Origin of the sequence: Fructobacillus sp. EFB-N1, from assembly GCF_001038455.1 — a bacterium.
GTDB lineage: Bacteria > Bacillota > Bacilli > Lactobacillales > Lactobacillaceae > Fructobacillus > Fructobacillus cardui.
Genome location: NZ_LDUY01000007.1, coordinates 64,380 through 89,796, shown reverse-complemented (window position 1 = coordinate 89,796; position 25,417 = coordinate 64,380). Strand labels below are relative to the sequence as shown.

Here is a 25,417-nt window from a genome sequence, read left to right as displayed (position 1 = left end):
TTCGTAACGAACAATAACTAGTATAGCGCCTGCCCTCCTACTCGTCAATAGTTTTTTTGACGAATTTTGTTGATTGGTCTAAAACGCTGATTTATCAGCATTTTGATTTTAAAATTCAGCATTCAAGCGCCTTTACCGTTCCAATAACTGATCCACTTGGTCACACGTCTGTTGCCAATCATCATTGATAATGATTTCCGCATGGCCTTGTAATTTATCAGGTAAATTTAAATCACGTCGGAACTCTGGTGCAGATAATCGAGCCTGTACCCTATCTTTTGCATCCCCACGAGCAATCAGCCGATTCTCAAGTTTGACAACGTCTTTAATCGTGACATACCAAATCCAGGCCTGGTCGCCTAAAATCTCTTGATAGGTTTCAGCTCCCTTGGTGTCTAAGACAATACTAGCCAGGTTACTTTTCTGCCAGGCTTTTTCTAAACCTTCCTTAGAAGAGCCATAATTCGCTTGACTATAATAAACCGACTCCAAATAATGATTTAATAAGAAGGAATCCTTTGTTTCAAAATAATAATCAACACCGTCAACCTCACCAGCCCGCTTAGGACGAGTAGTATGCGTGATGACTTGTGGCACTCGCCATTTTTCTTTTAAGTAAGTTGCAATTGAGGTTTTCCCCGCTCCAGCTGGTCCCGTTAAAACAATTACCCGATTCATGGCTCTCTCATCCCCCATTCCTTTGTTTTCTTACCTTATCATCAAAGTAATCGACAATCCAGTTAAAAGTTGGTACAATTGATGGCAGTTATATTAAAATAAAGTGAGAAAAGTTATGCAATTACTAAAACGTGCCTTTGCTCGCGAGTCAGCTGCTGGTTACCTTGAGAAGGATCAGCAAATGGCACGCGTGCTTACAACAAAAGACCTAATTGGCCTAGGTGTTGGAACCGTCATTGGTTCTGGAATCTTTATTCTGCCCGGTCATGAGGCTGCTAATAATGCCGGTCCCGCTGTTTCCATCGCCTTTCTGGTGGCGGCCATTTTCTCCGGTATCTGTGGCATGGCCTTTGCCGAATTTTCATCAGCCATGCCAGTTGCCGGATCAGCTTATTCTTACGGATCTGTTATCTATGGTGAAGTAATTGGTTGGATTCTTGGTTGGTCCTTAATTTTGGAATACTTCCTAGCCGTTTCTGCGATTGCGACTGGTTTCTCTGCCTACTTCAATAATTTGCTCGGTCAAATGGGTTGGGCTCTACCAAAGGCGCTCCAGGCTGGTCCTGGTGCCGGTGGTGTTGTCAACTTGATGGCCGTGGCTATTATCTTAATTTCCGCAGCCATTCTATTCGCTGGTGTAAGCCAATCAAAGAAGATTGAAAATGCCGGTGTTGTCTTGAAGGTTGCCATTATCGCCCTCTTCATTATCGGTGGTCTCTTCTTCGTGACGGGCCATAACTACGCTGATTTCTACCCTAAGCAATTCCAAACGGGTGTCTTTGGCCTTGGTGGCCTAACCGCCGCAACAGCTTCAATCATCTTCTCCTTCTTGGGATTTGACACGATTGCCGCTCACGCAGCCGAAGTTAAGAATCCAACAAAGACAATGTCTCGGGGAATCTTGGGCACGGTCGCAATTTCTGCCGTCTTATATACCTTGTTCTCAATTGTTTTGACAGGAATCGTCAACTACAAAAACTTGGGTGTTGATGACCCAGCTGCTTTCGCCTTGCAGGCCGTTAAGCAGACACAATTCTCCGTTGTCATTACAATTGGTGCTTTAATTGGAATGTTCACCGCTGTGTTGGCCTTGATCTTCGCCTCATCACGGTTGGCTTATTCTTTCGGTCGTGATGGTCTCTTGCCTCGTGGCTTAGGAAAGGTCGCTGGCCCACACCGTCTTCCAGTTAACGCCTTGATTCTAGCTGTTGCTGTTGAGGCATTCTTGGCCGGACTTGTTCCATTAAGTACACTGGCTAATCTGATTAACATTGGTACTTTGACAGCCTTCATGTTTATCAGCTTTGGTGTTTTGTTCTTGCGTAAGCGTCAAGACCTTAAGCATGACGGTTTCAAAATGCCATTCTACCCTGTCCTGCCAGTCATCGCTGCCGGATTATCATTGCTCTTAATCCTGCGCTTGCCTGCAGAAACATTGAAGATGTATGGTGTCTGGGTCGTGATTGGTTTGATTTGGTACTTTACTTACAGTATCCGCCATTCTTCACTCAATCAAATCGAAAAGTAAATCAATTTAAAAAGCTGACTGCTTGGGAATCAACCCTGACAGTCAGCTTTTCTTTTGCTCTTATTTACTTTTAACGTCATCAAGTGGTGAAATCAGGACAGGAAACGCCATACTTCATTACTTTAATCACGTCTCTTTCTTATAGAAGAACCGGGTCCTGATTTTTCTGGAGACGCTCGAAGGCTCCGGGCTCAGCCACTTGCAAGACTGGCTTCATCTCTTTAATCACACCATCGTAATCAAAATCGACTTGGTAAAGCTTTTGCCCCACCTTCAACGCCTTCGCAACTCCTTCGTCTTGTTCGCGGTAACGATTAGCGTACTGAAGCAGTGAAACAGCCAAATCAGCAGCGATAATCACATCGTGGGCCTGTTCCTTTAAGGTATCAAAGTCAGCAGCAACAATGTTTAATTGACGCTGCACATCGTCCAGATCAACTTCACCTGCGTACACAGCCTCGTCTAGACGCGTAATTTCGTCACTCACTGCAAAAAATTTTTGTAGAAAATCCTCAGGTAACCCCGGCAAGTCGCGACGTTCAAGCGATCGCTTCACACCGCGAATTTGATCAATATAGCCAGCCGTGTGCTCCTTAGCAGACTTCAAAGCGGGTTGGAACTCTTCAATTTGATGGTACAAGGCGACCTGGTCACTATCTAATTGGCTCAAAATTGAAAACCAATTTTCTTGGCGCGTAACCGCCCAGCTGTATGTCTGACTGCCTTCCTTTAAGGCTCGTTGAACTTCTTGTTGGCTCAACACTAAGCCTTCAATATCATGGTGATAACTAGCTTGGCGGTCTTCTTCTTCATGGCCAAGGATAAAGCGTCCCTTCAAATAAGTTAGCTCAAGGAGCAAAGAATGGTTTTGTTCCTTAACCCGATCAAATTCCATATTCACACGTTCTTGCTGCTTAAAGTAACGGTGATAAGCCTGATATTCTTCTTCCATAAGGTCATACAATTCTTGAATCTTCTGGTTCAAAGTCGTTGAAATAGTATTTGCTTCCTTGACTTTCAAACCTGCAATCGCCTTGAGTCCTTGGAGGCGCAGGTCATCGACTTCATTCAAGGCTTCCTCAACAACACCTTCTGCAAAAACAACGCCACGATCCGTCAAATCGTGCCAACTCGTGTTTAACTCGTTAATCTGATCCAAGTATTTTTCATTAAAGGTGGTAACTAAAATTGGCAGGTTCTGCATATAATCGAGCACTTGACCAGCAATCATCCCCACCTCTTCAAACTTTTGGGCTGCCTTGACTCGGTCTCCAGACTCAATTAGTTCTTGATAGCGTTGGTACTCTTCTTCTTCATCAAATAAAAAGGCTAATAGAGCAGGGGCACTGGGGCCGTAAGGATTATCTGTGGCTGTTAACCGATCCGTAATATCGTCAAAGTCACCGTGTAATTGATCGATTGCCTGACGTTGAATTTGATTTTCTTGCTGAATATCTTCCAGTCCTGAAACAACCTGTTTTTGCAAGGCAGCAGCTTCCGTCATTTGATCCAATAAAGATTGTAATGACTTCCTTGTTTTCCTAACGTTCAAACCTGCGCTCAGTTGCATTGCTCGATTGATTTCCGCATCGATCGCCGCAAAACGATGGTTGCGCAAGTCACGGTAAATCTTTTCCGTTTCTTGGAAATTTTGCAAAGCCTGGCCTGCTAATGCGACCTTCCGTGCGGCGGCTAAATCAGTTGCGATGTCTTCATCCAAGAGCGCTTTTTTAGCCATACTAAAATCACCTACCTGTGTGGCGGCTTGGCGCTGTATCAAAACCGCCCAACCAAGACCGATTAAGATAGCGATAATCACGATAATTGCAATAATAATCCACATATGTACTAAACCCTCAGCTTTATTTACTAATTAAGTCCACCATACACTATTGTTTGATGAAATCAGACCCATTTACTTCCTTTTATCCCTTTCTTAAGATTTTTTACTCTTTTCAGTCTAGATTTTACAAAAAGATTGCAAAAGAATCGACGATGGCTGGGTTTTACCATCAATTTTCCCTTGCTAATCTTCTTCTGATTTGCTATACTTGTTGAAGTTGTATTGAGTAGCAGTCGGTAAAGAAGCGCGTCAACAACGTCCAAACTCGTTAGTAAGGACTTGGCTACAGTCACTGAGAAACGATTTTTCTTGACGCTGCACGCATCTGGTGCCGACCCTCAAATGTACAGCAAAATACATTTTGGAGGACATATACATGTCACGTTATACTGGACCAAAATGGCGTATCTCACGTCGTTTGGGTGTTTCACTTTCTGGAACTGGTAAGGAATTGTCACGTCGTGCCTACGCACCTGGTGACCATGGCCAAGGACGTCGTGGAAAGGTTTCTGAATATGGAATGCAATTGCGCGAAAAGCAAAAGTTGCGTTTCACTTATGGTTTGACTGAACGTCAATTCCACTCATTGTTCAACAAGGCCGGCAAGGTTCGTCAAGGTACTCACGGTACCAACTTCATGATCTTCTTGGAACGCCGTTTGGACTCATTGGTTTACCGTCTTGGTTTGGCAACTACTCGCCAACAAGCACGTCAATTGGTTAACCACGGTCACATCTTGGTTGATGGTAAGCGCGTTGATATTCCATCATACGAAGTTGTTCCTGGTCAGGTTATCTCTGTTCGTGAAAAGTCAAAGAACATTGTGCCTATCCAAATCGCTGTTGAATCAGTAGTTTCACGTCCACAATTCGTTTCATTTGATGCTGACAAGCTTGAAGGTACTTTCGTTCGTTTGCCAGAACGTGAAGAATTGGATGCTGACATCAACGAAGCCTTGATCGTCGAATACTACAACCGTTTGGGCTAATTTAATTAACTCTTTCTGGTTGAAAAGTCACTGCTTATGCAGTGGCTTTTTTCTTTGCTCAAATAATTCGGTTGTAAACTAGTTGCAGAGGTCGACTTTAGACGGTTAGGCTTCATTCCAAAAAAACATGTTAAACTAGAACAATTATATCAATAATTGGAGAGAAATCATGTCTTGGCTCATTAACATGTTCATCATATTTGTTATTACTTGGGTGGCTATTACCAGTATGGAAAAACTAAAAACAATAACGGAACAAAGTAAACGCAAAAAGTTATCACTGTCTTTCGGTGCCTCCTACATCATCTTGGGCTTAATCATCACATTTGTGAGCATCAAAGTTCATCAATCCGCATGGTCAACAATTGGTGCTCTTATGATTGGCTTTGGCATCGCGATCCCACTAATCCTAAGAAAACAACAATAATCCTTATCTTGTTGACTAACCATTCTTTTATGAATAGTTTTCGACTGGAAGTCAAGCTTACCAAGGGTTTTGACTTCTTTTCTTTATCAAGAGTGTTACACCTCCATTCTAAATTTACCTTGAAAAAATCAGACCAGAGATAACCCACACAATCGTTGAAAAGGGCAACGTTACCAATTAAAAGCGTCCCCACCCACACTTTCATCTTTCACGAATCAAACAGCACAAAAGAACCATCCCCCGTTATATTTGAGGAATGGTTCGTCTTGTTCATACTACCCCACTAATTTTGCCAAAACGGCCGTCAAAACCCGTTGGCCATTTTCCAAATCTGCTGGTGTTGTCTTCTCATCTGGTACATGACTAACCCCGCCAACGCTGGGGACAAAAATCACGGCAGTCGGCACTTGTTCCCCCATCACCTGCGCATCATGACCTGCACCAGATGATAAGAATTGGTGCGTCAGACCAACTGATTGGCATGCTTCCGCAATCTCCCCCTGAAGACCCATATCCATTTGGGTGGGCATAACTGCCGTAGTCCGCTCAAGTTTTGCCCGATACCGGTCCACTAGTTTGGCCACCACACCAACAGCTTCTGACAAAACCGACTGGTCTTGGTGGCGTAAGTCCAACGAAAAAGTAACCAGGCCAGGAATCACATTGGCTACATTAGGCTCCAACTGAACTTTGCCAATGGTGTAGCGTAAATCAGGAATCTGCGCTAACTCACGGTAAAGGTCCGCCAACAAACTAACTGCTTGTTGGCAGGCATCATCACGGCAATCCATTGGTGTTGTTCCAGCATGGTTAGCCTGCCCCACCAACTGAATCAAAAAGCGTTCCTGACCAACAATGGTCGTTACAATACCAATATTGGTCCCCGTATTCTCTAAAATCGGCCCCTGTTCGATATGCAGTTCTAGGTATTGGGTAATCTTTAAGCATGACGCCGTTTGAACAAAGGGACTCAGGGCAGCCACCGCAGCTTGACGAACTTGGCCGAAGGTCTGTCCCTGAACATCATCCAAGGCATCAAAGCCCTTCAAATCCCGTTCAAGTAAATATTGTGAGCCCGTAAAAGTCGCATCAAAGCGTGATCCTTCCTCTTCTGAAAAAATAACGGCAACGAGTGGCTGTCGCAAACGTTGTTCTGATTTGGTCACCTGACTAACCGACAAGACAGCAGCTCAAGCGCCATAAAGGCCATCATATAGGCCACCATCGACAACAGTATCCAGGTGCGAACCAACCAAAATTACAGGTTCTTTGGGCCAAGTTAAATCAGCAGTCGCATACAAGTTGCCAATTTCATCAACCCAGGGTACCAGTCCCAATTCCTTGATAATGTTGACACACTGCTTCTGTGCCTGACACCAGGCCTGGTCATAAACCGTCCGCGTATAACCCTGATTTTTCGTGCGACCAATTGCTTGAAAACTCTCCAAAAGGTCGGTAATTTTTTTATCCTGCATTTCTCTGACTCAATCCAAAACCAAGTAACCCCAACAACAGCAAGGCCGCTGCTAAATCAAAACCAACCGAAAAAGTTCCAGTCACATCCGTTAACCAGCCCGTCAGATATGGCGCCGTAATCGAGGCCAACATCCCCATAAAGTTATAGAGCCCAAAGGTTGTTGCGACTCGCCCCTTTGGTGCATGGCGACGAATAACTTGCAGCAACAGTGGGTCAATCGTCATTTTCCCGGTCAACCCATACAAAATCAGTGCCAAAACAATCTGCGTTGAATTTTGACTCAGACTGCCTAACACCAATGCCAAGGCCGACAACGGTACAAAAAGGTACAGAAATCGTCTAGCATGTGCTGTTTGATCTAATTTTTTCGCCAAAATTAAGGCACTTGGAATCGCAATCAAAGGCACAATCGAAGCAATCAAACCGACAAAGCGTTGGTCAATATTTTTCATTCCCAACAAAAAGGTTGGCAACCAAGTTAACATGGCAATCTGGCCATAAATCGAGCAAAACAAAAGCCAATAGGCACCAACTAGTGGCCGTTTGAAAAACGGTCGCCAAATTTTTGGCGCTAATTTTGCTGCTAACGACGAGATGAGCGATTGCTGTTGGCCACCGCGTGCATTCACCGACTTTCCCCCATACCGAATTGGCCGGCCCTCTTTAGGTAGGCCATACAGGTACAGGAAACCGACCATCACCGTCGGTAAGGCAAGCACTAAAAAGGGGGTTGACCAGTGGTCCTGATTTTGAATTACCAACGTACTAGCCAGCAAGGTGCCAAGAATCTGTCCAACACCCTGCCCGCTATTAATAATGGCCATGCCCAAAGTTGCATGGCGGTCACTAAGGTTTTCATTAATTAATCCATAGGCCGGACCGTAAAAGCTGCCCTGCCCTAAACCAACCAGAGATCGCACCAATAGAAAAAGAGTAAAGGTTGGCACGATACCCGATAGAAAAGTCATTACTGCAAAGAAGAAAAAGCCCAAAGCGACAACAAGCTTCTTCGAGTGACCATCAGCCAAACGTGAAAATGGTAACTGACTAACCGTATAGGTTAAAAAAAAACAGATGAAATCAGTCCCAATTCAGCATGGCTCAGACCAAAAGACCGTTGAATTTCCGGCATCACTGGATTTAAGATTGTTCGATCGGCATAGATAAAAACCCAACCAAGAAAATTAATCAAGATGATTTTCTGTGCTAATGATAGATGAAGCCTTGCCCGTTTCGGCTGGATCATGGCCACTCCCTTCCTTTCTAACCAAGGCTCACACCTGCCAGCGGTGATGATGGTGCAGCCTTTTTCGTCAATATTCGTCCTGGTTTTGCCAGGTAAGCCTTGCGACCAGCCTCAATCGCTAAGTGAAAGGCTTCGGCCATCAGGGGAATGTCCCCCGCTGTTGCCATTGCCGTATTAGCCATGATGGCATCTACACCCATTTCCATTGCTTCGGCCGCTTGACTGGGACGGCCGATTCCGGCATCCACAATAATTGGCAGGTCAATCTCGTCGACCAAAATTTGAATCAAATCTTTGTTTGAAAGGCCCTTATTAGTGCCAATTGGTGCTCCCAATGGCATGACGGCAGCAGCACCTGCATCGACTAATTGCTTTGCAATATTGAAATCAGGCAAGACATAAGGCATGACAATAAAGCCTTCCTTGGCCAAGACTTCGGTTGTCTTTAACGTTTCATAGTTATCGGGCATCAAATACTGCTTATCAGGAATCACTTCTAGTTTAATAAAATCACTCCCACTCAGCTCACGAGCAATTCGCGCCATCCGGATTGCCTCCTCAGCGTTCGTGCACCCCGAAGTGTTTGGCAGGATTGTTGTTCCCTGCGGAATAAAGTTTAAAATGTTTTCCTCAGCTATACTCGTTCGGCGAAGAGCCATCGTGATAATTTCCGCTTTGGCATGGTTAACCGCTGAGTCAATCAGCTCGTATGAGTACTTACCAGAGCCCAAAATAAAGCGTGATTCAAACTGGTGGCCACCGATGACCAATGGATCATTTGTCGACATTTTTTACTCCTCTACTGTCTCTTTTTCTAGAATTAAACGTAGGATTTGATTCGCCTGATGACCCGCACAAATCAGAACACGAGCGGCCATCAAACCTTCTGCTCCCTTGGTTTGGCCATCACCACAAAGGTAAACATGGTTACTTTGCCGGACGGTTTGAATTTGATTAGCGTCGTGAACACCGGCTAAGCCGTTGCCCATCACGATCGGCGTTTCTGGCAAAACCTCTTGCGCCCGCCGTAATAGCATTGCTTTCGCATTTTGATCATCAAAAGCTTCACAGATAATATTGGCACCGGTGAAGAGGTCCAACACATTGTCCTCCGTCACTAGTTCCTGCCAAGTCGTCACCTCAACAAAGGGGTTAAACTCCAGGATGTTTTGTTTCAGGGCCAACACCTTTGGTAAGCCAACCTGGCTTAGCTTAAACTGCTGACGGTTCAAGTTGCTATGTTCAATTTCATCAAAATCAATCAAGGTCAAATGACCAACCCCGGCCCGGGCCAGCGCAATGGCAATATTAGACCCCAATCCCCCTGAACCGGCAATCGTCACATGAGCAGCTGCCAACTTTTCCTGACTGTCAGCTACATTGCGATCCTTCATTTTTAGGTAGACGGATTCCACCGCCTGGCCGTCAATTGCAATCGTTGTCATTTTCCCTAACCCCCACCTACAAAAGCAATAATTTCCACTTTGTCGTTCTCAACCAGCACCGTTTCAGCCAAAGCCGCTTTCGATAAAATTTGACCATTGAGTTCAACAACCACATTTTCCTGATGACGGTTTTGTTCTTCAAGTAAACTCAAAACCGTTCCACCAGCGATGTTGTCAATCTGTTCGCCATTAATTGTGACCATCTCTTTTCTCCCTTCTGGGTCTGACCGCCAAAAAATCAGTTTTCCCTTGCAGCTGCTATCCCCTTTTGTTAAAAATTGAACAAAAAAGCTGTTTCTACGTCAAAAAACGCAAAAACAGCTTTCAAAAAAAACTATCATCACTATCTTCCTACGCAGACTTTAATCTAATCAGGTTCAATGGGTATAATCTCAGCCAGTCGGCACCCCAGATAATTCGTATTCAATTTTCGAAATCAATATAACATGGATTTTTTGACATGTCCACTGATGAAACGGGACAAAGTTTCACTGGATTTACTAGACCAATTCTAATAAAATCTTCACCGCTTCGGATTTTTCATTAACAGCATTCAATAGACTAAATCAATCAACCGACAAATGTTGGATAACACCCGAAAATAGCAGACAAGCCTTTAATCTCCACAGCTTTTTCCGTATAATTGTCTGTAGTAAAGTAATTGGAGGATAACCCAATGGATGATGTTAACAGCCGTTTAGAACAGGGGCAGCAAGGTAATGGTGGTCCCAAGATTAACCCTGATGAACAGCGCCTTTACCTAGGCACTTTTCGTGAACGAGTAGTCGCGGCCGTTAAAGAATCAAAGGCCGACGATAGCCAAGTTCAAGATGAACTCAAGGCACGGATGGCCAACTGGCCAGATACGACCTTACTGATTGACCAGGATGCTTGTGGTGATGCCTACATCAACTACTTGCAAATGGCCGTCAGCACCAATCACCCCTATACCCTTTTATCCGATTTTGAAAGAACAACACAAACTGATAACCCCTACGCGGTCATTCTTGCGGCAAAATCAGCCGTAAACCAGGAATCAATTGACCTGTAACCTGACGAAGCCGGTTTCAACCGGCTTCTTTTTTATCAAGACAAAGCCATACTGATAAAGGAGCCTTCATGCCCGGACAAAAACCACTGGCCTACCGGATGCGGCCAACAAAAATTGAAAAAATCGTTGGCCAAGAAGACCTAGTCGGCGAAAATAAAATCATTTGGCGGATGGTGGAAGCCAAGCGTCTTTCATCAATGATTCTTTATGGCCCACCCGGAACTGGTAAGACTTCGATTGCCTCGGCCATTGCCGGTTCGACAAACTTTGCCTTTCGAGCCCTGAACGCGGCAACCGATTCGCAAAAGGACTTACAGGTCGTTGCTGAAGAAGCAAAAATGTCGGGGACAGTTGTCCTTCTTTTGGATGAAATTCATCGTCTCAACAAGGTCAAGCAAGACTTTCTCCTCCCTCACCTCGAATCGGGCGCGATTATCTTGATTGGGGCAACAACGGAGAACCCATACTTAAACGTCACGCCAGCCATTCGTTCCCGAACCCAAATTTTCCAAGTCCAACCTTTGAGTGACCAAGACATCAAAAAAGCCATCAAACAGGCATTGACAGATAAAGAAAACGGACTTGGCAACTACCAAGTTAATCTAAGCGAAGAAGCCCTCACCCACCTTAGCCAGGCAACTAACGGCGACCTTCGCTCCGCCCTAAATTCCTTGGAATTAGCAGTCCTTTCGACCAAGCCGGATGCAAACGGAATTATCCAGGTGACCTTGGAGGTCGTTGAAGAAACGACTCAGAGGCAGTCACTCGTCGCCGACAAGGATGGTGATGCCCACTATGACATTATTTCGGCCTTGCAAAAATCTATTCGAGGATCAGATGTCGATGCGGCCCTGCACTACGCCGCCCGACTGATTATTGCCGGCGACCTACAAATCCTGGTTCGCCGACTGATTGTGATTGCCTACGAGGATATCGGCCTCGCCAACCCGAATGGCGCTCAACGTGCCGTTACAGCGATTCAAACTGCTGAAAAATTAGGGCTGCCCGAGGCACGGATTCCACTGGCCAATGCCATTATTGAGTTAGCATTATCGCCCAAATCAAATTCAGCCTACACCGCGATGGATGCTGCCATCGCTCAAGCAGGCCGCTCAAAGGCCCAGGCTATCCCAGACCATCTGCGCGATAGTCACTACAAGGGCGCCGAGAAACTCGGCCATGGTAACGACTACATCTACCCTCACGACTTCCCCAATGACTGGGTTGCTCAGCAATACCTCCCAGATGCCATCAAGGATGATGCCTACTTCCAGCCGAAGGGTAACTCGAATTTCGAGCAGCAGTTAAAAGACGTCAACCAAAGTCTCAAAAACCAACAGCGTCGTGGCTTAAAATAAACAATACCAATCTGATTTTTAATGACAATTTTTGTTGGTCATTACTCACAAAAATCAGAATGTCAAGACTAGTATTTTTAGACAAAATCAGTATACTATTAGTGAATACTCTGGTATACGCATTGCTACATTAACAGCTTTTTCCTTACAACCTTTTTATTTTGGACGGGAATCCTCAGGTCATGGCATGCCCTTTCGTTCGGTAGTCAAAGCCCCCGGTGAAACGCCCACCTCGATAATTTCGAGGAAAATCTGAGTAGCGATTAACGGTACCAATAGAGTATCGTGGGCATGACCCACGGCTCGCCTTCGGGCGGGCTTTTTTTGTGGATTCATACTGATATAAAAAGAACTGAGCCAACTTTTAATACCAACTAATTTTCTATTCCATAGAGGCCACTTTTTATTTCGTCTTAAAAGACTTATAATGAACCTAGAAAGAGAGGTCTTTACGATGACACAGTCTTACCAGAAGATTTTGGTTCCAGTGGATGGCTCAAAGGAAGCTGAGGCGGCCTTAAAGCGCGCAATTACCCTGGCAAAAGAAGACGGCAACGTTGAATTAGTGATTGCTAATGTCATTGATACTCGTGCCATTCAAAACATCACATCCTTTGATAACACCATGATTGATACCATCACAGAAGATGCCCGTCAATCATTGGAAACTTACAAGAAGGAGGCTACTGATGCCGGCCTCTCAAACGTTTCATATCGGATTGACTATGGTTCACCAAAGACCATGATTGCAACCGATATTCCAAAAGAAATCAAAGCTGATTTGATTGTGATTGGCGCAACTGGACTCAACACCGTTGAGCGTTTAGTTGTTGGTTCTGTCACTGCTTTCGTCACTCGAATGGCAACAATCGACGTCTTGGTTGTTCGTTGCGAAAAGCTCGCTCAAAAGTAAAAATCAGTAAAAAAAACGTCCCTTGCTTTTATGCAAGGGACGTTTTTTATTTAATATTATTAATTATTGACCGTTAAAAGTTCCAACCTTCTCTTCACCCAATGATTCGAATGAATAAGAAATTTGTTGTTCCTTTTCGTAAGCTTCAAAACCATATTGTACCATCATGTCGGCCAACTTAGCGTTGTTAATATCGGAATAATCCCAAAGGCGCTTGAACAAAGACATGTTCGTAAATCCTGGCAGCGTATTTGGTTCTCCCAAATAAGGAACATTATTTTCATCAATCAAGAAGTCCATCCGGGCCTCTCCAGCCAAGTTCAAGACCTGGTAAGCCTTCTTTGCCATGGCTTTAATTTCAGCCGTAACATCTTCTGGCAATTTGGCAGGAATCTCAAAGGCAACGGCTGAGTTATCCACAAACTTTGATTTGTAGTCGTACCAGCCCTTACCATCGCCACCCTGGTCCGGAACTTGGTGGGCACCGATTTCGGAAACCAAGATGTCATCGTTACCGATAACACCAACTTCTAATTCACGAGGACCATTAACGGCTGCTTCAACCAGGACCTTGCGATCATATTTGAAGGAGTCAGCTAAGGCAGCCTGATATTCAGCCTCATTTTCTGCCCGTGAAATACCAACAGATGATCCCTGGTTAGCAGCCTTAACAAAGACCGGTGAGCCTAATTCTTTTTCAACGGTTGCCCAAGTTAGTGGCTGGTCATCATTTTGATAAGTAACCAGGTACTTGGTATTGCGTATACCGTTTGCCGTCAAAATTTCCTTAGTAATCACCTTATCAAAGGAAATCGCGTGGCCGCGCAAGGCAGCACCAACGTACGGCTTTTTCAAGAGACGGAAAAGTCCCTGCAGTGTCCCATCTTCACCCAGATTACCGTGAACAACTGGGAAAAAGATATCGATTGGTGGCAAATCCTTCAAGGCAGCAATTGGGGCCAGCGTTTCCGTTGGATTAATGCTTTCCATGTATTCAGCAACCAGGGGTGCCTCGTCGGCTTGGTTCATAATTTCAAATGACCGCTTGGCATCCAAGAAAAAACCGTTTTGGGCAATCGCTACGACCGAAAGGTCATACTTGCCCGTTTCCTTTAGGGCCTGGTAGTAATTATAGGCAGACCGCTTGGAAACATCGTGCTCAGACGAGTTCCCACCAAACAACAACACAACATGTTTTTTGCTCATAACAAAATTCCTTTATTTGCCCACCAAAAAGGCGGACGTCATGGGTTAATATTTTTTCATTCGCCAATTTGGCGAGACGAAGACAATTAAGAAAGGTAATTCTTAGTCTCTTGGACATATGACCAGACCTTTTCAGGCACCTGGTCTTGACCAAAAGCTAAAATTTGCTGGAAGAAATCAACTCGATTATATAATTTCTGCCAGCGTGACCGAGTTTGTGCAAAGGGCTCGTTCACAAGGTCTTGCCGCCACAACTTTAATGACAGCAGTAAATAATCGGCATAAAGGCTATGCTTCCGACTTAAGCGCAAGATGGTACCGACTTGGCGGTTCAGCTCCCCCATCGTTAGCGGTGTATTTAATTGACGGAAATTGGTCATAATACAAGCCAACAAGAACAGCTTGTCAGACCGTGGAACATCCGTCCGGTCAAAAATAGCACCCAGTATATTTGCTAAATGAGTATAAGCATGAATCCATCCATGACCAGGAACGAAACCGCGAGTATCCCGCTCTAGCAGAGTATACAGGCTAACCTGTTCAACGATTGCCATCATCAACTCTGGGCCAATAAAAGGCTCAGCAGCTTGCTGATCAGCCATCAATAAAATCGAAAGAATAGCCAGTGCAAAGGAACGACCATAAGCACCATCATTTTCTTCCTGCAAAATTTGAGTGAGTAAATGCTCGTCGCTAATCATTTCAGCCGTCAACCAGTCTAATTGCTGGTGGCTGAGATGACCGTTTTGGATGGCATTACCAAGAAAGAAGAATGCACCAGTATCACGAATCTTTGCACTCGGTGAAGACAACTGGTCCACGAATGCTCGCAAGTCATCATCAGCCACAAATTGATTTGATTCCTCATGATTGGCTGACCAAACATCCTGGTAAACCTGCATTTGTTCAATGGCAGCCATCGAGTCTCTGGGACGAGGGGTTGGCTCAGCCGGCTCCATATCCGCATTTTCCTTTAAGACAAAGAGTAACTCAGGCAGTGATTCATAAACATCCCCACTGCGTAGCTGTGACAATAAGACCCGTGTTTTTTCATGAATTGCAGCAAGTTCTTCCATAGCACCCTTTTACAAATTAAATTCGTTCGAATCGTTGAACGTTCGGCTTTGCTGCTGATAAGACATCGACATTATCAGCCCGACTCCAATCATATTCGAAACCAGCGACGACCCTCCCTGTGAAATAAAGGGTAGCGGAATTCCTGTCAATGGTAAGAGACCGATGTTCATCCCAATGTTTTCAAAGACGTGGAACAAAACCATCATAATGACTCCTGTCGCAATATAGGCATAAAAGGCGTTTTTCGCCTTAAATGCTGCCTTAATCATGCGATAAATCAAAAAGAAGTACAAAGCGATTAAGAAGGCACCCCCAATGAAACCAAAGGACTCACCCATTACTGAGAAAATCATATCCGATTCACGAACAGGCACAAAGACTTTCATGTTACCAAAACCAGACCCAAAAAGTTGACCAGACCCGATTGCCTTGAGGTTTTGATATGTCTGATAACCGGTATTAGAAGTATCTTGTCCAGGGTGCAACCAGGCATCAATTCGAGCAAATTGGTAAGACTGGAACCCCAAGGCCCCAAGGATGGTTCGACCAATGGTTGAGGCCACCAAGAAAATCATACCAGCGCCTAAGACACCCACGCCCGCAAAAACAGGTCCAAGAATCCGCCAGGTAATACCGGAAACAACGACAATTCCAGCCGTGATAGCCATAAAGACAAGGAGCGTTCCCAAATCGTTTTGTAAGGCGATTAAGAAAGCCAACGGTAAGAAGCATCCCGCAATCTTAGCAATTAACAACCAATCGGAATCAACCCGGTGCGTTGGATACAAACGATTATGAGTGGCAACAATCTTCGCTAACATCACAATGTAAAACGGTTTTACAAATTCCGCTGGTTGAATCGAAACCGGCCCGATAACAATCCACGACTTAGCACCAGCATTCGCATACAAAGCCCGATTGTAAAAAATCAGAACAGCAATCAGCAAGACAAAGGACATGGCATAGAGCAATGGGGCTAATCGCCAGAGCTGGAAGGCATCAAAGTGCATGATGAAGGCAATTAGCACGCCACCAGCAATCCAGTAAACAATCTGCATAATAACAGCTTTAATGGGCGAGGCGTCTTTACCTCCGTTTAAAATAGCAAAGTACAGGGAATACAGACCAATTAACATCAGCAAGATTAAAATTAAAATCATGCCCCAGTCCAACTCTGAAGCAGATGGCCGGTCTGTTTTATGTGATGCGATACGCTGCATGGTGAATCTTCCTTTTGCACAAAATTTTAGGTAGTTCTATGTACAAAAACCCTTTGCCGTGGCAAAGGATTCTTTTAAAAAATTAATGGTAGAGATTGAATGATGCGAGAATTGCCTGCAAGGCTTCATCGGTCGATTGAGCGCTGGCAATGACAACCTGCTTGCCTAAAACACCAGTATAGCCACCCTGATTTTGTTCGATTTTGCCAACCAGTTGATCATCAACCAAAACCTGGATTTCGTTGTCCTTTGTTACTAAAGATACGCCAAAGCTCTGATTTTTCTTGCTCATGACTACTCCTTATTTCTTCGACATCATGTGTTCCAACAATGCTCCAGTTCCCTTGGCTACGTTGTCCAATGGTGATTCTGAAACAAAAACAGGAACCGTCAAACGGTCAGCAATGAACTTGTCCATCCCATCGAGCAAAGCGCCTCCACCAGTCAACATCACACCACGATCGATGATGTCAGCTGCCAATTCAGGCGGCAACTTTGACAAAGCCAAGTGTGCAGCGTCAGCAATTTGAACCAATGTGTCATGCAAGGCTTCTTCAATTTCGTTTGAGTTCACAGTGATGGTTTGTGGCATGCCTTCAAAATTGTCACGACCACGAACAGTCATTGTCTGTGGCGTGTCAGACTTCAAGGCAGAACCGATTTCAATCTTAATGGTTTCTGCTGAGCGCTCTCCAACAATCAAGCCGTGTTCGCGCTTCAAGTAATTGACGATATCGGTGTTCATGCGATCACCGGCAACCCGGATTGATTCGGAAACAACAATGTCACCCAATGACAAGATAGCGATATCAGAAGTTCCACCACCCATATCGATAACCATTGAACCAACCGGCTTAAAGATATCCAAACCAGCGCCAATAGCGGCAACCTTTGGTTCGTAATCCAAGTAAACCTTGGCACCGCCGGCCTTTTCAGCAGCTTGAATAATTGCCTTACGTTCAATTTCACTAATGTTTGTTGGTGCACAGATCATGATGTTTGGCTTTGACATAAAGCCTTTAACATTCAACTTGTTAACAAAGTAAGTTAACATCGCTTCTGTAATATCGAAGTCAGAGATGACTCCATCCTTCAAAGGACGAACGGCCCGGATGTTTCCAGGTGTCCGGCCGACCATCCGATAGGCTTCAGCCCCAACGGCCAAAACACGGTCAGTCTTGTCGTCAACGGCGACAACGGAAGGTTCATTAAGGACCACACCTTCGCCTTCAACGTAAATCAAAACGTTGGCGGTTCCCAAATCAATTCCAATATCTCTTGCCATGGTTATTATTTCTCCAAAATTCATGTTCGGTAGGGTCCAAAAGAAAAGACAGTCCCCTACAATCCTTTAAATTATATCATACTTGACCAGTTTCGGCCGGTATCTCTTAGAAATCTTTTAGGAGAGTGCCGGGCAGTTGTAAGGCCGAATTTAAAAGCGATACCAAGGCTGTCGCCAACAAAAATCCGAGGCTCGTCGCAACAACTACTTTGAGCACGGCTGCCTGCAAAGGATTCTTTGGTAGTAACTTGCCAAAATCAATCGGACGAATCAGGTAAAAGACAAAATAGATGGCGGCAATCGTTGTGGTCAAAGTCAAAAGTGGTGGCATGAAATTTCTCCTTCTATTCGTTTTATTTTATAACAGAGGAGCTAAAGCAGCAATCCAGAATAGGAGTTCTTACAAACACTTTCTCCTACCCCGACCTTCAACGTCAAAAACAAATCAACGGGCTAATGACGCTGACGACACAAAACGAGCACCAATCTGATAAAGGCAGTCCGCCGCATGGTAAAGTGTTCGTCCGGTGGTATAAACGTCATCAACAACCAAAACTCTTTTACCTGCCACCAATCTAGCTTGCTTTGCAGCAATGACAAATGGTTGTGGCGTGTTGAGTCGGCCTGCTCGATCCAAGCTAGATTGGTCAACCTTACTGTGATTAAAGATTTCTAACACGTCTTTGGCAGAACGCAAAAGCCATGGATTAACCTGATTGAAACCCCTTTGTAAAAATCGTTCCTTGCTCACCGGAATAGGGATAAGGAAGTCAATCTGCTTGTCTTTTACCGAGCACCGAAGCATTTGACGCATCTCCTTTTGAAACACGGTGGCAAGCCGATAATCGCCCATAAACTTATAGCGGGACATGTACTCCCTTAATGGTTGGTTGTAAACATAGAGTGCTTGGTGGCCAAGCAAGTGGTAACCCTGATTTTGCCAAGTCTGACAATCTAAGCAAATCAGCGGTGAGCTCGCAGTCGGAATTGAATCCGCCAATTGACGGCCGCACCCGCTGCAAATCGTCCCTCTTAAATGAACAAAACTATTTAAGCACTCCGGGCACAATAACTGCTTGGCCTGACTCTTATTGAAAACCAACTGGCCAATCGTGACTGACGATTGAAAGTCCTCTTGGCAGAGTGTGCAATTCAATTTTCATCTCCTTCCAGGCAATCAGTTGGCACACCGGCCACCTGTTTTGCCCGATTGTTCAAATCAGCAATTTGCTGACGAGCCGCCCGTAATTTAAGTGTCGGCTCCTGTACGAGTGCTAAGACAAGGCCATCGGGGTGCTCTTTAAACCGTCCCACCCGTCCTGCAATTTGGACAAGCGCCGCTGTTGAAAAAACGGAATCATCAGCACCCAGAATCACCACTTCCAAGGCAGGTAATGTGACTCCACGTTCTAGAATCGTCGTCGTAACTAAATACCGGTAGGCACCAGACCGCAAATCATGGACTTTTTCGGCACGGTCAGGATCAGAGGCATGGACGGTTGTCCCCTTAAGCGTCTGAAACCTTTGCAGATAATCAAAAACTCGCACTAAATCCTTCACCCGTGGTACGAAAATCAAAAAGGGATTCTGTTGATTGGCCCATAATTGAACAGAGGTTAATAACTTCTTTAGTGGGTGCTTGCGCCAGTTACCAACACGCTTCACCTGAATTTGTGGTAAGAGGCCTTGATGGAAACGTTGCGGCAGATAGGACTGGGCTAATTTCTTCTGTGTGACTAAGCGCTTCAAATCAGCCGTTGGCGTCGCCGTTAGATAAACAACACTCGCGCGAATTTTTTGTGCTCGCAAAACGGCGTAAGACAAAGCAGCATCACCACGAAAAGGAAAAGCATCAACCTCATCAATAATTAATAAATCAAAGGCACGGTAAAAACGGAGCGCTTGATGGGTCGTCGCCAAAACCAACTGGCTATACTGGTATTGGCTACCATGTTGCCCATAGAGAACTTGAATTGGACAATCAAAAGCCGCTGCTTCTAATCGTGGCGCTAGTTCGAGGACCACATCGAACCTCGGCGTCAAAATGGCAACCCGCCCCTTTCCCCGCAGTGCGTAATCAATTAATGGAAAAAGCATTTCTGTTTTACCAGCACCGGTGACCGCCCAGACTAACCGATTTTCTCGCCTATTATAGCTCTCCATCAAATCTTGGCTAACCTGTTCTTGCTGCTTGGTTAACTGACCGTTCCATCTGAGATGACTCTTGGCTTGAAAGAGATTTGGTTCAGGAATCGTCAGTAAACAATCATTGGTCGCAATTCTGCCCATGTTCAGACACTTTAAGCAATAAAAGCCATTATTGGCAAGCCTTGCCCGTTCCTTTTGACCACAACGCTGGCAGACCCCCTGCTTAAAGGCAGGTAATGTTTGACAAGGTAGCGGTGGAGCAATCGCTTTTGGCCAAGTTACTAGGCGACCATAGAGCTTCTCAGCATTCATTTTTCTACCTTCTTTCTGACTTGGTCATGTTATAATACGTGCTATGGAACCTTTTTACTTACTCGCTTTGGATAATTATTCCTGGCAACAAACAATTAAAAAATCAGACTTTATCGTTTACTTCTTTCGCATCGAATCCGAAGAGCAAGCACAAACTTACATCGAGCAGATCTCCAAGGAACACCACAAAGCCAATCACAATGTCTTTGCTTATGTGATTGGCGACAACGATGAAATTAAGCGCTATTCGGACAATGGTGAGCCTTCTGGAACGGCGGGCGTTCCGATGCTCGAAGTCTTGCAGAAACGCCAGGTCCACAATATTCTGGCCATGGTCACCCGCTACTTTGGGGGCATTAAGCTTGGCGCGGGTGGTTTAATCCGGGCCTATGCTGGGACTGTTGCCCAGGGGTTAGACGAGGCCGGTTTGGTCGAACGCCTTTGGAGAGAAAAGATTCAAATTGATATTGATTATCAAAATAATGATCAGCTGACGTATTGGTTGAAACAAGAAGAATACCCAGTCTTTGCGACTAATTTTGACACTGCCGTCCACCACCAAGTAGCAGTTGCCCCGGACCAGGTAAAAGCCTTTGAGGAAGAACTAACCAACCGCTTTGCCGGCCAAGTTTCTTTTGAAAAAATCGGTGAAACATACTTGGAAATTCCCGCAAAGTAGGTTATAATTATCTAGTTCGCGCGGTTAGTGTAATGGATAGCACGTAAGATTCCGGTTCTTGCAATCCGGGTTCGACTCCCGGATCGCGCATGCATACTTGTTGATAGATCAACGTTTAAAGGGTTTATGTAGCGAATGAACTCAAAAAGCACCTCAAATTCTTAATTGAATTGAGGTGCTTTTTATTGTTCATTTGGCAACTAGAATAAAACAACCAGTCAATTGAATACAAAAAGAGACATTGCTGTCTCCCTGCAACACTTAATATTCAAGCTATTTTTAAATCAGCCAATGCCATATCTTTTTTCAAGCGCTTTTGTGAGCATTTCAGAAACGTTATCACCATTCTTTTTAACTAACTCACTTAAATAGCTGGGCACAGTCACGTTCTTTCGAATCGTTTTTGATGATGCTCTCAGATAATCAATCAACGACACCGTTACCATTTAGACAAATCCGTCTTCTGCATCAACTTCGCTAAACTTGGTTGGTTCAGGAACAACGAGCGTCGTTGATAGTGCCAATTCAATCGCCTCTTTAATTTTGACAAGAATTTCCTCAACCGTCGCCCCGATTGTAAAAGCACTGGAAACACCTGGAACGCTTGCCCAAAACATATCATCCTCTTGATGACTGACAACCGAATAGTTCATGACAAACTCAATTTCCTTATCCATGCGATTTATCCTCTTTTAAATTCTGTTATATGCTTGGTTAATATACCTAAATACCTTAATCAAGTGGCCTATTGAAGACCCGCTTGTTTTAAAATCGCTCTTTCTAATCCTTTTGGAAGTTCTTTAGAATGTTTTGGCGCTTCAGTATAATGTAGACCATCACTGAGCATTACGTGTGAACCTTTATGGCCGATAACTTTGAAGCCATTCTTTTCTAACTTCTTAATCAACACTTTTGGTTAATAGTCAAGAATCAAATTTCTCCTTTGGCTTGACGACAACTGTATCACACACAATATACACATTAATCAAGCACTTTATGTATACCCCACAGGGTTTGAACTTAACGAAAATCACATTCTAAGTCATGTGCATTTTCGACACCAACAGCCTGCAAGAACGATTCAACAGTCACCGGTCCCACAAACTTAAAGCCAATTTTTTTCAGTTGCTTACTAAAGGTTTCAGAAAGCGTATTTTGGCTGGCTATCTTTTCATCCTGATCAACACCAATATCCAATGTTTGACCATTTGTTGGCTGCCAAACCAGATCAGAAAACGTCTCGCCCTGATGATGAAGCGTTTGGATTTGTTGAGCATTATTAATCGTTGCCTCAATTTTCATCCGATTGCGAATAATCCCAGCATCAGAAAGCAGCCGCTCAACATCCTGTTGGTCAAAATAAGCTACCTGATGAATATCGAAATCAGCGAAAGCTGCCTTAAAATTAGCTCGCTTATTCAAAACTGTTCGCCAGCTCAAACCTGACTGAAAAAGTTCTAGCGTTAACAACTCAAATAGAAGTCGTTCATCATCTCGAACAGGGTGGCCAAATTCATGGTCATGGTAGGCGACCATTGGCGTCCCCTCTTCATAATTTGTAGCCCAACGACAACGTGCAACCATTCATACCCCTCCTTCGACAAAACAACTTTCGTCTTAATTATCTTTTCCATATTATACGAAAGAAAACACAAAAAAACGCCCCGAAAGGCGTTTTTCGTTAAAATTAATTACTTAGCTTGGATAGCTTCGCGTGCGTCAGCTGACAAGTTGTAGAATGCGTGAACACCCTTGTACTTAGCAGTATTAGCAAGCAATTCTTCGATACGGATCAATTGGTTGTACTTTGCGATACGGTCAGTACGTGACATTGAACCAGTCTTGATTTGACCAGCGTTAGTAGCAACAACCAAGTCAGCAATCGTCGTGTCTTCAGTTTCACCTGAACGGTGTGAAACAATCGCTGTGTAACCAGCTTCCTTAGCCATTTCGATGGCATCCATTGTTTCTGACAAAGTACCGATTTGGTTAACCTTGATCAAGATTGAGTTGGCAGCACCCATGCGGATTCCCTTAGCCAAGTATTCAGTGTTTGTAACGAAGAAGTCGTCACCAACCAATTGAACCTTCTTGCCAAGTTCCTTCGTGATTTCAGCCCAGTCATCCCAGTTGTTTTCATCGATAGGATCTTCGATTGAAATGATTGGGTAACGGTCAGCCAAGTCTTCCAAGTACTTGATGAAATCAGGAGTTGAGAATTCTTCCTTTGTTGACCAGCGCAAAACATACTTTGACTTGTCAGCATCCCACAATTCTGATGAGGCAACATCGACAGCAATGGCGATGTCCTTACCAGGCTTGTAACCTGCAGCTTCGATAGCCTTAATCAAGTATTGCAATGGTTCTTCGTTGTTAGCGAAGTCAGGAGCAAATCCACCTTCGTCACCAACTGAAGTAGCCTTGCCGTCAGCGGCCAACAACTTCTTCAATTCGTGGAAAGTTTCTGAACCATAACGGATGGCTTCCTTGATTGAAGGAGCACCAACAGGCATGATCATGAATTCTTGGAAGTCAACCTTGTTATCTGAGTGAGCACCACCGTTGATAACGTTCATCATTGGTGTAGGCAAAACATAAGAGTTCATGCCACCAATGTATGAGAACAAAGGAACACCCAATTCATCAGCAGCAGCACGAGCTGCAGCGATAGAAACGGCCAAGATAGCGTTGGCACCCAACTTACCCTTGTTAGGAGTACCATCCAAGTCAATCATGGCTTGGTCGATGGCGCGTTGGTCAGTTACGTCAAACTTACCAACCAAAGCCTTAGCGATTACATCGTTAACGTTAGCAACGGCCTTAGTAGTACCCTTGCCACCGAAACGGTTCTTGTCACCGTCACGCAATTCGACAGCTTCGTGTTCACCAGTTGATGCACCAGATGGCACGATTCCGCGGCCAAATCCACCAACTTCAGTGATAACTTCAGCTTCGACTGTTGGGTTTCCACGTGAATCAAGAACTTCACGTGCGATGATATCTGAAATCAAAGACATATTTTATGCTCTCCTTTTGTCTGTGGTTAATATTTATAAAACCAACTAAATTATAACACCCTTATCAGGTAAAATGAACAGGAAAAATGGGTTCTTTCTAGCTTAGCCAACGGTTTGGCCGATTTGTCCGAGAACTAATTTTACTTTTTAGCTTGATCAACCAGGGTCAAAAACTGTCTAGGATCTAGCGCAGCCTTACCAACTAGGATACCGTCAATGTCTTGCTGGCATAAGAAGGCGGGTGCATTTTTCGGTGTCACTGAGCCACCATACAGAATGCGAACGTTATTAGCCAAGTCTCGATTATATAAATTAGCTAAGCTTTGTCGAATTAAAGCAGCCGCTTCTTGAGCCTGATCAGCTGAAGCCGCAGACCCGGAACCAATTGCCCAAGTTGGCTCATAAGCAATCGTTACTTGAGCCATTTCGTCCACCATAACCCCATCAAGGGCTGCTTGTAACTGATTTAAAATAACTTTTTCGGGCACCAGGTGTCCGTAGGCCGACAAGTCTTCATCCAAATCGACAATTGGTTTTAAACCATTGCGTAGCGCTGCTAACGTTTTTAAATTAACCGTCTCATCCGTTTCGTTAAAAAACTTTCGCCGTTCAAAATGTCCGATTAAGACGTATTCAACGCCAAGTGCTGCCAAGGCTTTTGGCGACGTTTCACCAGTAAATGCCCCATCATCTTCCCAGTGAGAATTTTCGCCAACAATTACTAGCGGGGTGCCCTTTGCAGCCTGCAACATCTGGCTTAAGTACAGGTCTTGCGCGGCGATGCCAACTTCAACTTCGGTCTCACCTACCAAAGCAGGCAAAACGGTATCCAGGTAGGGGCCAACCTGGTCTGGCATCATGTTGATTTTCCAGTTGGCTACGACAAATGGCCGCCGGTTCTGCGCACTCATTTACCTTCTCCTCGATTAAGCATCAAGAAAAGGAAGGCAGCCTCAATCAATAATAGCCAAGGCAAGTTTGTATTTCGTTCCCCAATCAGCACTAAGAGCGCATAGGAAACAATGAGAACGGCCATGCCGATGCTCATTTTAATTAGCCCTTGGCGGAAAGTTGACCTGTTCAAAGCTTCCCTCAAATGCTCGTTTTCGCTTTGAGCCTCACTAATGTCGAGCTTTAAGGACTCAACTTGGTCCAAAAGCTGATCGTTTTCAGCTTGTAGGAAATCAACCTGCGTTTGGATTTCTTTGTCTTGCTGGTCTTTTTTGTTTGACCAATTAAATAACTTCATAAGTATTCTCCAATCAATGTCTATTTTAACAAAAATCACCATTAAAGCCGAATAAAAAGAAGAAAGAAGAAAAACGCTTGACAAGACCAGCAATTCTAGGTAGAATTTGATAGTTGTATTAATACATGCGGCTGTGGCGGAATTGGCAGACGCGCAGGATTAAGGATCCTGTGTCCGCTTTAGGACGTGCGGGTTCGACTCCCGCCAGCCGCATCATAAAACCTTGTTTTATCAGAATTTATAGCCATTTGCTAATAAATTAGCGGCAAC

The 25,417-nt window shown here is 44.5% G+C and carries 30 protein-coding genes, 2 tRNA genes and 1 riboswitch; of the genes, 9 read left to right on the top strand and 23 right to left on the bottom strand.

All coding sequences use genetic code 11. The features are described 5' to 3' along the window. Positions 1 to 132: 132 nt before the first annotated feature. Positions 133 to 678 (bottom strand): guanylate kinase, encoded by a 546-nt coding sequence (locus tag FEFB_RS02740; protein WP_369795893.1) that lies wholly within the window; start codon positions 676 to 678, stop codon positions 133 to 135. Between the two features lie 115 nt (positions 679 to 793). Here FEFB_RS02740 and FEFB_RS02735 point away from each other — a divergent pair, with 115 nt between their 5' ends. Beyond that, positions 794 to 2,206 (top strand): APC family permease, encoded by a 1,413-nt coding sequence (locus tag FEFB_RS02735; RefSeq protein WP_047974715.1) that lies wholly within the window; start codon positions 794 to 796, stop codon positions 2,204 to 2,206. 139 nt (positions 2,207 to 2,345) lie between these two features. On the opposite strand, the gene FEFB_RS02730 is transcribed toward FEFB_RS02735, so the two are convergent. Then, positions 2,346 to 4,049, bottom strand: a complete 1,704-nt coding sequence (locus tag FEFB_RS02730) for a septation ring formation regulator EzrA (protein ID WP_047974714.1) — start codon at positions 4,047 to 4,049, stop codon at positions 2,346 to 2,348. 376 nt (positions 4,050 to 4,425) lie between these two features. On the opposite strand from FEFB_RS02730, the gene rpsD reads away from it, so the two are divergent. Continuing rightward, positions 4,426 to 5,037, top strand: a complete 612-nt coding sequence (rpsD, locus tag FEFB_RS02725; protein WP_047974713.1) for a 30S ribosomal protein S4 — start codon at positions 4,426 to 4,428, stop codon at positions 5,035 to 5,037. A 169-nt stretch (positions 5,038 to 5,206) separates the two neighbouring features. After that, on the top strand, positions 5,207 to 5,464 hold the full coding sequence (locus FEFB_RS02720; protein ID WP_047974712.1) for a hypothetical protein: 258 nt from the start codon (positions 5,207 to 5,209) through the stop codon (positions 5,462 to 5,464). A gap of 275 nt (positions 5,465 to 5,739) precedes the next feature. On the opposite strand, the gene FEFB_RS02715 is transcribed toward FEFB_RS02720, so the two are convergent. Genes FEFB_RS02715 through thiS form a run of 7 tightly spaced genes read right to left on the bottom strand, consistent with a single transcriptional unit; the run spans position 5,740 to position 9,835 of the window. Continuing rightward, the gene (locus FEFB_RS02715) at positions 5,740 to 6,645 is read right to left on the bottom strand and encodes a hydantoinase/carbamoylase family amidase (RefSeq protein WP_053068931.1); all 906 of its coding nucleotides are present in this window, start codon (positions 6,643 to 6,645) and stop codon (positions 5,740 to 5,742) included. Between the two features lie 9 nt (positions 6,646 to 6,654). Next, entirely contained in the window at positions 6,655 to 6,939 is a 285-nt protein-coding gene (locus tag FEFB_RS08230; RefSeq protein ID WP_053068930.1) for a hypothetical protein, read from the bottom strand. Continuing rightward, complete coding sequence (locus tag FEFB_RS02710; protein WP_235271952.1) at positions 6,929 to 7,969, bottom strand: MFS transporter; 1,041 nt, start codon at positions 7,967 to 7,969, stop codon at positions 6,929 to 6,931. Before FEFB_RS02710 ends, FEFB_RS08230 begins: the two co-directional genes overlap by 11 nt. Before the next feature lie 32 nt (positions 7,970 to 8,001). Continuing rightward, positions 8,002 to 8,187 carry a hypothetical protein gene (locus FEFB_RS08960; RefSeq protein WP_053068928.1) on the bottom strand — a complete coding sequence of 62 codons (186 nt, stop codon included), beginning with the start codon at positions 8,185 to 8,187 and terminating at the stop codon, positions 8,002 to 8,004. 17 nt (positions 8,188 to 8,204) lie between these two features. Continuing rightward, complete coding sequence (locus FEFB_RS02705) at positions 8,205 to 8,975, bottom strand: thiazole synthase (RefSeq protein ID WP_047974711.1); 771 nt, start codon at positions 8,973 to 8,975, stop codon at positions 8,205 to 8,207. A 3-nt stretch (positions 8,976 to 8,978) separates the two neighbouring features. Continuing rightward, positions 8,979 to 9,632 (bottom strand): sulfur carrier protein ThiS adenylyltransferase ThiF, encoded by a 654-nt coding sequence (gene thiF, locus FEFB_RS02700; RefSeq protein ID WP_047974710.1) that lies wholly within the window; start codon positions 9,630 to 9,632, stop codon positions 8,979 to 8,981. 5 nt (positions 9,633 to 9,637) lie between these two features. After that, positions 9,638 to 9,835, bottom strand: a complete 198-nt coding sequence (gene thiS / locus FEFB_RS02695) for a sulfur carrier protein ThiS (RefSeq protein WP_047974709.1) — start codon at positions 9,833 to 9,835, stop codon at positions 9,638 to 9,640. Positions 9,836 to 9,963: 128 nt separating this feature from the next. Beyond that, positions 9,964 to 10,053: riboswitch (TPP riboswitch) on the bottom strand. A gap of 255 nt (positions 10,054 to 10,308) precedes the next feature. Here thiS and FEFB_RS02690 point away from each other — a divergent pair. From FEFB_RS02690 to FEFB_RS02680, 3 genes are all read left to right on the top strand, one after another. Further along, complete coding sequence (locus FEFB_RS02690; protein WP_047974708.1) at positions 10,309 to 10,683, top strand: DUF1694 domain-containing protein; 375 nt, start codon at positions 10,309 to 10,311, stop codon at positions 10,681 to 10,683. A 68-nt stretch (positions 10,684 to 10,751) separates the two neighbouring features. Next, on the top strand, positions 10,752 to 12,041 hold the full coding sequence (locus FEFB_RS02685) for a replication-associated recombination protein A (protein WP_047974707.1): 1,290 nt from the start codon (positions 10,752 to 10,754) through the stop codon (positions 12,039 to 12,041). 454 nt (positions 12,042 to 12,495) lie between these two features. After that, a complete protein-coding gene (locus FEFB_RS02680; RefSeq protein ID WP_047974706.1) occupies positions 12,496 to 12,954 on the top strand; it encodes a universal stress protein in 459 nt (152 codons plus the stop codon). 63 nt (positions 12,955 to 13,017) lie between these two features. Here the strand turns inward: FEFB_RS02680 and FEFB_RS02675 are convergent, their stop codons facing one another. From FEFB_RS02675 to FEFB_RS02640, 8 genes are all read right to left on the bottom strand, one after another. Next, positions 13,018 to 14,160, bottom strand: coding sequence for a D-alanine--D-alanine ligase family protein (locus FEFB_RS02675; protein ID WP_047974705.1), 1,143 nt, complete (start codon positions 14,158 to 14,160; stop codon positions 13,018 to 13,020). 86 nt (positions 14,161 to 14,246) lie between these two features. After that, on the bottom strand, positions 14,247 to 15,236 hold the full coding sequence (locus FEFB_RS02670; protein ID WP_047974704.1) for a DUF2785 domain-containing protein: 990 nt from the start codon (positions 15,234 to 15,236) through the stop codon (positions 14,247 to 14,249). A 9-nt stretch (positions 15,237 to 15,245) separates the two neighbouring features. Then, positions 15,246 to 16,457, bottom strand: coding sequence for an FtsW/RodA/SpoVE family cell cycle protein (locus tag FEFB_RS02665; RefSeq protein ID WP_047974703.1), 1,212 nt, complete (start codon positions 16,455 to 16,457; stop codon positions 15,246 to 15,248). A gap of 82 nt (positions 16,458 to 16,539) precedes the next feature. Next, positions 16,540 to 16,749: a DUF2969 family protein gene (locus FEFB_RS02660; protein WP_047974702.1), complete on the bottom strand. Its 210-nt coding sequence runs from the start codon at positions 16,747 to 16,749 to the stop codon at positions 16,540 to 16,542. A 9-nt stretch (positions 16,750 to 16,758) separates the two neighbouring features. Continuing rightward, complete coding sequence (locus FEFB_RS02655; RefSeq protein WP_047974701.1) at positions 16,759 to 17,742, bottom strand: rod shape-determining protein; 984 nt, start codon at positions 17,740 to 17,742, stop codon at positions 16,759 to 16,761. 106 nt (positions 17,743 to 17,848) lie between these two features. Continuing rightward, positions 17,849 to 18,073 carry a DUF1146 family protein gene (locus FEFB_RS02650; protein ID WP_047974700.1) on the bottom strand — a complete coding sequence of 75 codons (225 nt, stop codon included), beginning with the start codon at positions 18,071 to 18,073 and terminating at the stop codon, positions 17,849 to 17,851. A 114-nt stretch (positions 18,074 to 18,187) separates the two neighbouring features. Next, the gene (locus FEFB_RS02645) at positions 18,188 to 18,742 is read right to left on the bottom strand and encodes a ComF family protein (protein ID WP_053068927.1); all 555 of its coding nucleotides are present in this window, start codon (positions 18,740 to 18,742) and stop codon (positions 18,188 to 18,190) included. Between the two features lie 152 nt (positions 18,743 to 18,894). Further along, entirely contained in the window at positions 18,895 to 20,202 is a 1,308-nt protein-coding gene (locus tag FEFB_RS02640) for a helicase-related protein (RefSeq protein ID WP_053068926.1), read from the bottom strand. A gap of 43 nt (positions 20,203 to 20,245) precedes the next feature. Between FEFB_RS02640 and FEFB_RS02635 the strand changes: the two genes are divergently transcribed. Further along, positions 20,246 to 20,881: a YigZ family protein gene (locus FEFB_RS02635; RefSeq protein WP_047974698.1), complete on the top strand. Its 636-nt coding sequence runs from the start codon at positions 20,246 to 20,248 to the stop codon at positions 20,879 to 20,881. Positions 20,882 to 20,899: 18 nt separating this feature from the next. Then, positions 20,900 to 20,971: transfer RNA gene (locus FEFB_RS02630), tRNA-Arg, on the top strand. A gap of 356 nt (positions 20,972 to 21,327) precedes the next feature. Here the strand turns inward: FEFB_RS02630 and FEFB_RS02625 are convergent. From FEFB_RS02625 to FEFB_RS02605, 6 genes are all read right to left on the bottom strand, one after another. Beyond that, positions 21,328 to 21,558: a type II toxin-antitoxin system HicB family antitoxin gene (locus FEFB_RS02625; RefSeq protein WP_047974697.1), complete on the bottom strand. Its 231-nt coding sequence runs from the start codon at positions 21,556 to 21,558 to the stop codon at positions 21,328 to 21,330. A 68-nt stretch (positions 21,559 to 21,626) separates the two neighbouring features. Next, positions 21,627 to 21,791 (bottom strand): type II toxin-antitoxin system HicA family toxin, encoded by a 165-nt coding sequence (locus tag FEFB_RS09145; protein ID WP_082131895.1) that lies wholly within the window; start codon positions 21,789 to 21,791, stop codon positions 21,627 to 21,629. A 110-nt stretch (positions 21,792 to 21,901) separates the two neighbouring features. Then, positions 21,902 to 22,465: a DNA-3-methyladenine glycosylase I gene (locus FEFB_RS02620; protein WP_047974696.1), complete on the bottom strand. Its 564-nt coding sequence runs from the start codon at positions 22,463 to 22,465 to the stop codon at positions 21,902 to 21,904. Positions 22,466 to 22,572: 107 nt separating this feature from the next. Then, positions 22,573 to 23,898: a phosphopyruvate hydratase gene (eno, locus tag FEFB_RS02615; RefSeq protein WP_047974695.1), complete on the bottom strand. Its 1,326-nt coding sequence runs from the start codon at positions 23,896 to 23,898 to the stop codon at positions 22,573 to 22,575. A 140-nt stretch (positions 23,899 to 24,038) separates the two neighbouring features. After that, positions 24,039 to 24,809: a triose-phosphate isomerase gene (tpiA, locus tag FEFB_RS02610; protein WP_047974694.1), complete on the bottom strand. Its 771-nt coding sequence runs from the start codon at positions 24,807 to 24,809 to the stop codon at positions 24,039 to 24,041. Further along, complete coding sequence (locus FEFB_RS02605) at positions 24,806 to 25,147, bottom strand: hypothetical protein (protein WP_047974693.1); 342 nt, start codon at positions 25,145 to 25,147, stop codon at positions 24,806 to 24,808. The genes tpiA and FEFB_RS02605 overlap by 4 nt, the downstream gene beginning before the upstream one ends. 127 nt (positions 25,148 to 25,274) lie before the next feature. Between FEFB_RS02605 and FEFB_RS02600 the strand changes: the two genes are divergently transcribed. Then, positions 25,275 to 25,360, top strand: a tRNA-Leu gene (locus FEFB_RS02600). The last annotated feature ends 57 nt before the right edge of the window (positions 25,361 to 25,417 follow it).

Coding starts and splice junctions, on each gene's coding strand:
- FEFB_RS02740 (WP_369795893.1), bottom strand. CDS start 678: ATGAATCGGGTAATTGTTTTAACGGGACCAGCTGGAGCGGGGAAAACC.
- FEFB_RS02735 (WP_047974715.1), top strand. CDS start 794: ATGCAATTACTAAAACGTGCCTTTGCTCGCGAGTCAGCTGCTGGTTAC.
- FEFB_RS02730 (WP_047974714.1), bottom strand. CDS start 4,049: ATGTGGATTATTATTGCAATTATCGTGATTATCGCTATCTTAATCGGT.
- rpsD (WP_047974713.1), top strand. CDS start 4,426: ATGTCACGTTATACTGGACCAAAATGGCGTATCTCACGTCGTTTGGGT.
- FEFB_RS02720 (WP_047974712.1), top strand. CDS start 5,207: ATGTCTTGGCTCATTAACATGTTCATCATATTTGTTATTACTTGGGTG.
- FEFB_RS08230 (WP_053068930.1), bottom strand. CDS start 6,939: ATGCAGGATAAAAAAATTACCGACCTTTTGGAGAGTTTTCAAGCAATT.
- FEFB_RS08960 (WP_053068928.1), bottom strand. CDS start 8,187: ATGATCCAGCCGAAACGGGCAAGGCTTCATCTATCATTAGCACAGAAA.
- FEFB_RS02705 (WP_047974711.1), bottom strand. CDS start 8,975: ATGTCGACAAATGATCCATTGGTCATCGGTGGCCACCAGTTTGAATCA.
- thiF (WP_047974710.1), bottom strand. CDS start 9,632: ATGACAACGATTGCAATTGACGGCCAGGCGGTGGAATCCGTCTACCTA.
- thiS (WP_047974709.1), bottom strand. CDS start 9,835: ATGGTCACAATTAATGGCGAACAGATTGACAACATCGCTGGTGGAACG.
- FEFB_RS02690 (WP_047974708.1), top strand. CDS start 10,309: ATGGATGATGTTAACAGCCGTTTAGAACAGGGGCAGCAAGGTAATGGT.
- FEFB_RS02685 (WP_047974707.1), top strand. CDS start 10,752: ATGCCCGGACAAAAACCACTGGCCTACCGGATGCGGCCAACAAAAATT.
- FEFB_RS02680 (WP_047974706.1), top strand. CDS start 12,496: ATGACACAGTCTTACCAGAAGATTTTGGTTCCAGTGGATGGCTCAAAG.
- FEFB_RS02675 (WP_047974705.1), bottom strand. CDS start 14,160: ATGAGCAAAAAACATGTTGTGTTGTTGTTTGGTGGGAACTCGTCTGAG.
- FEFB_RS02670 (WP_047974704.1), bottom strand. CDS start 15,236: ATGGAAGAACTTGCTGCAATTCATGAAAAAACACGGGTCTTATTGTCA.
- FEFB_RS02665 (WP_047974703.1), bottom strand. CDS start 16,457: ATGCAGCGTATCGCATCACATAAAACAGACCGGCCATCTGCTTCAGAG.
- FEFB_RS02660 (WP_047974702.1), bottom strand. CDS start 16,749: ATGAGCAAGAAAAATCAGAGCTTTGGCGTATCTTTAGTAACAAAGGAC.
- FEFB_RS02655 (WP_047974701.1), bottom strand. CDS start 17,742: ATGGCAAGAGATATTGGAATTGATTTGGGAACCGCCAACGTTTTGATT.
- FEFB_RS02650 (WP_047974700.1), bottom strand. CDS start 18,073: ATGCCACCACTTTTGACTTTGACCACAACGATTGCCGCCATCTATTTT.
- FEFB_RS02640 (WP_053068926.1), bottom strand. CDS start 20,202: ATGAATGCTGAGAAGCTCTATGGTCGCCTAGTAACTTGGCCAAAAGCG.
- FEFB_RS02635 (WP_047974698.1), top strand. CDS start 20,246: ATGGAACCTTTTTACTTACTCGCTTTGGATAATTATTCCTGGCAACAA.
- FEFB_RS02625 (WP_047974697.1), bottom strand. CDS start 21,558: ATGGATAAGGAAATTGAGTTTGTCATGAACTATTCGGTTGTCAGTCAT.
- FEFB_RS02620 (WP_047974696.1), bottom strand. CDS start 22,465: ATGGTTGCACGTTGTCGTTGGGCTACAAATTATGAAGAGGGGACGCCA.
- eno (WP_047974695.1), bottom strand. CDS start 23,898: ATGTCTTTGATTTCAGATATCATCGCACGTGAAGTTCTTGATTCACGT.
- tpiA (WP_047974694.1), bottom strand. CDS start 24,809: ATGAGTGCGCAGAACCGGCGGCCATTTGTCGTAGCCAACTGGAAAATC.
- FEFB_RS02605 (WP_047974693.1), bottom strand. CDS start 25,147: ATGAAGTTATTTAATTGGTCAAACAAAAAAGACCAGCAAGACAAAGAA.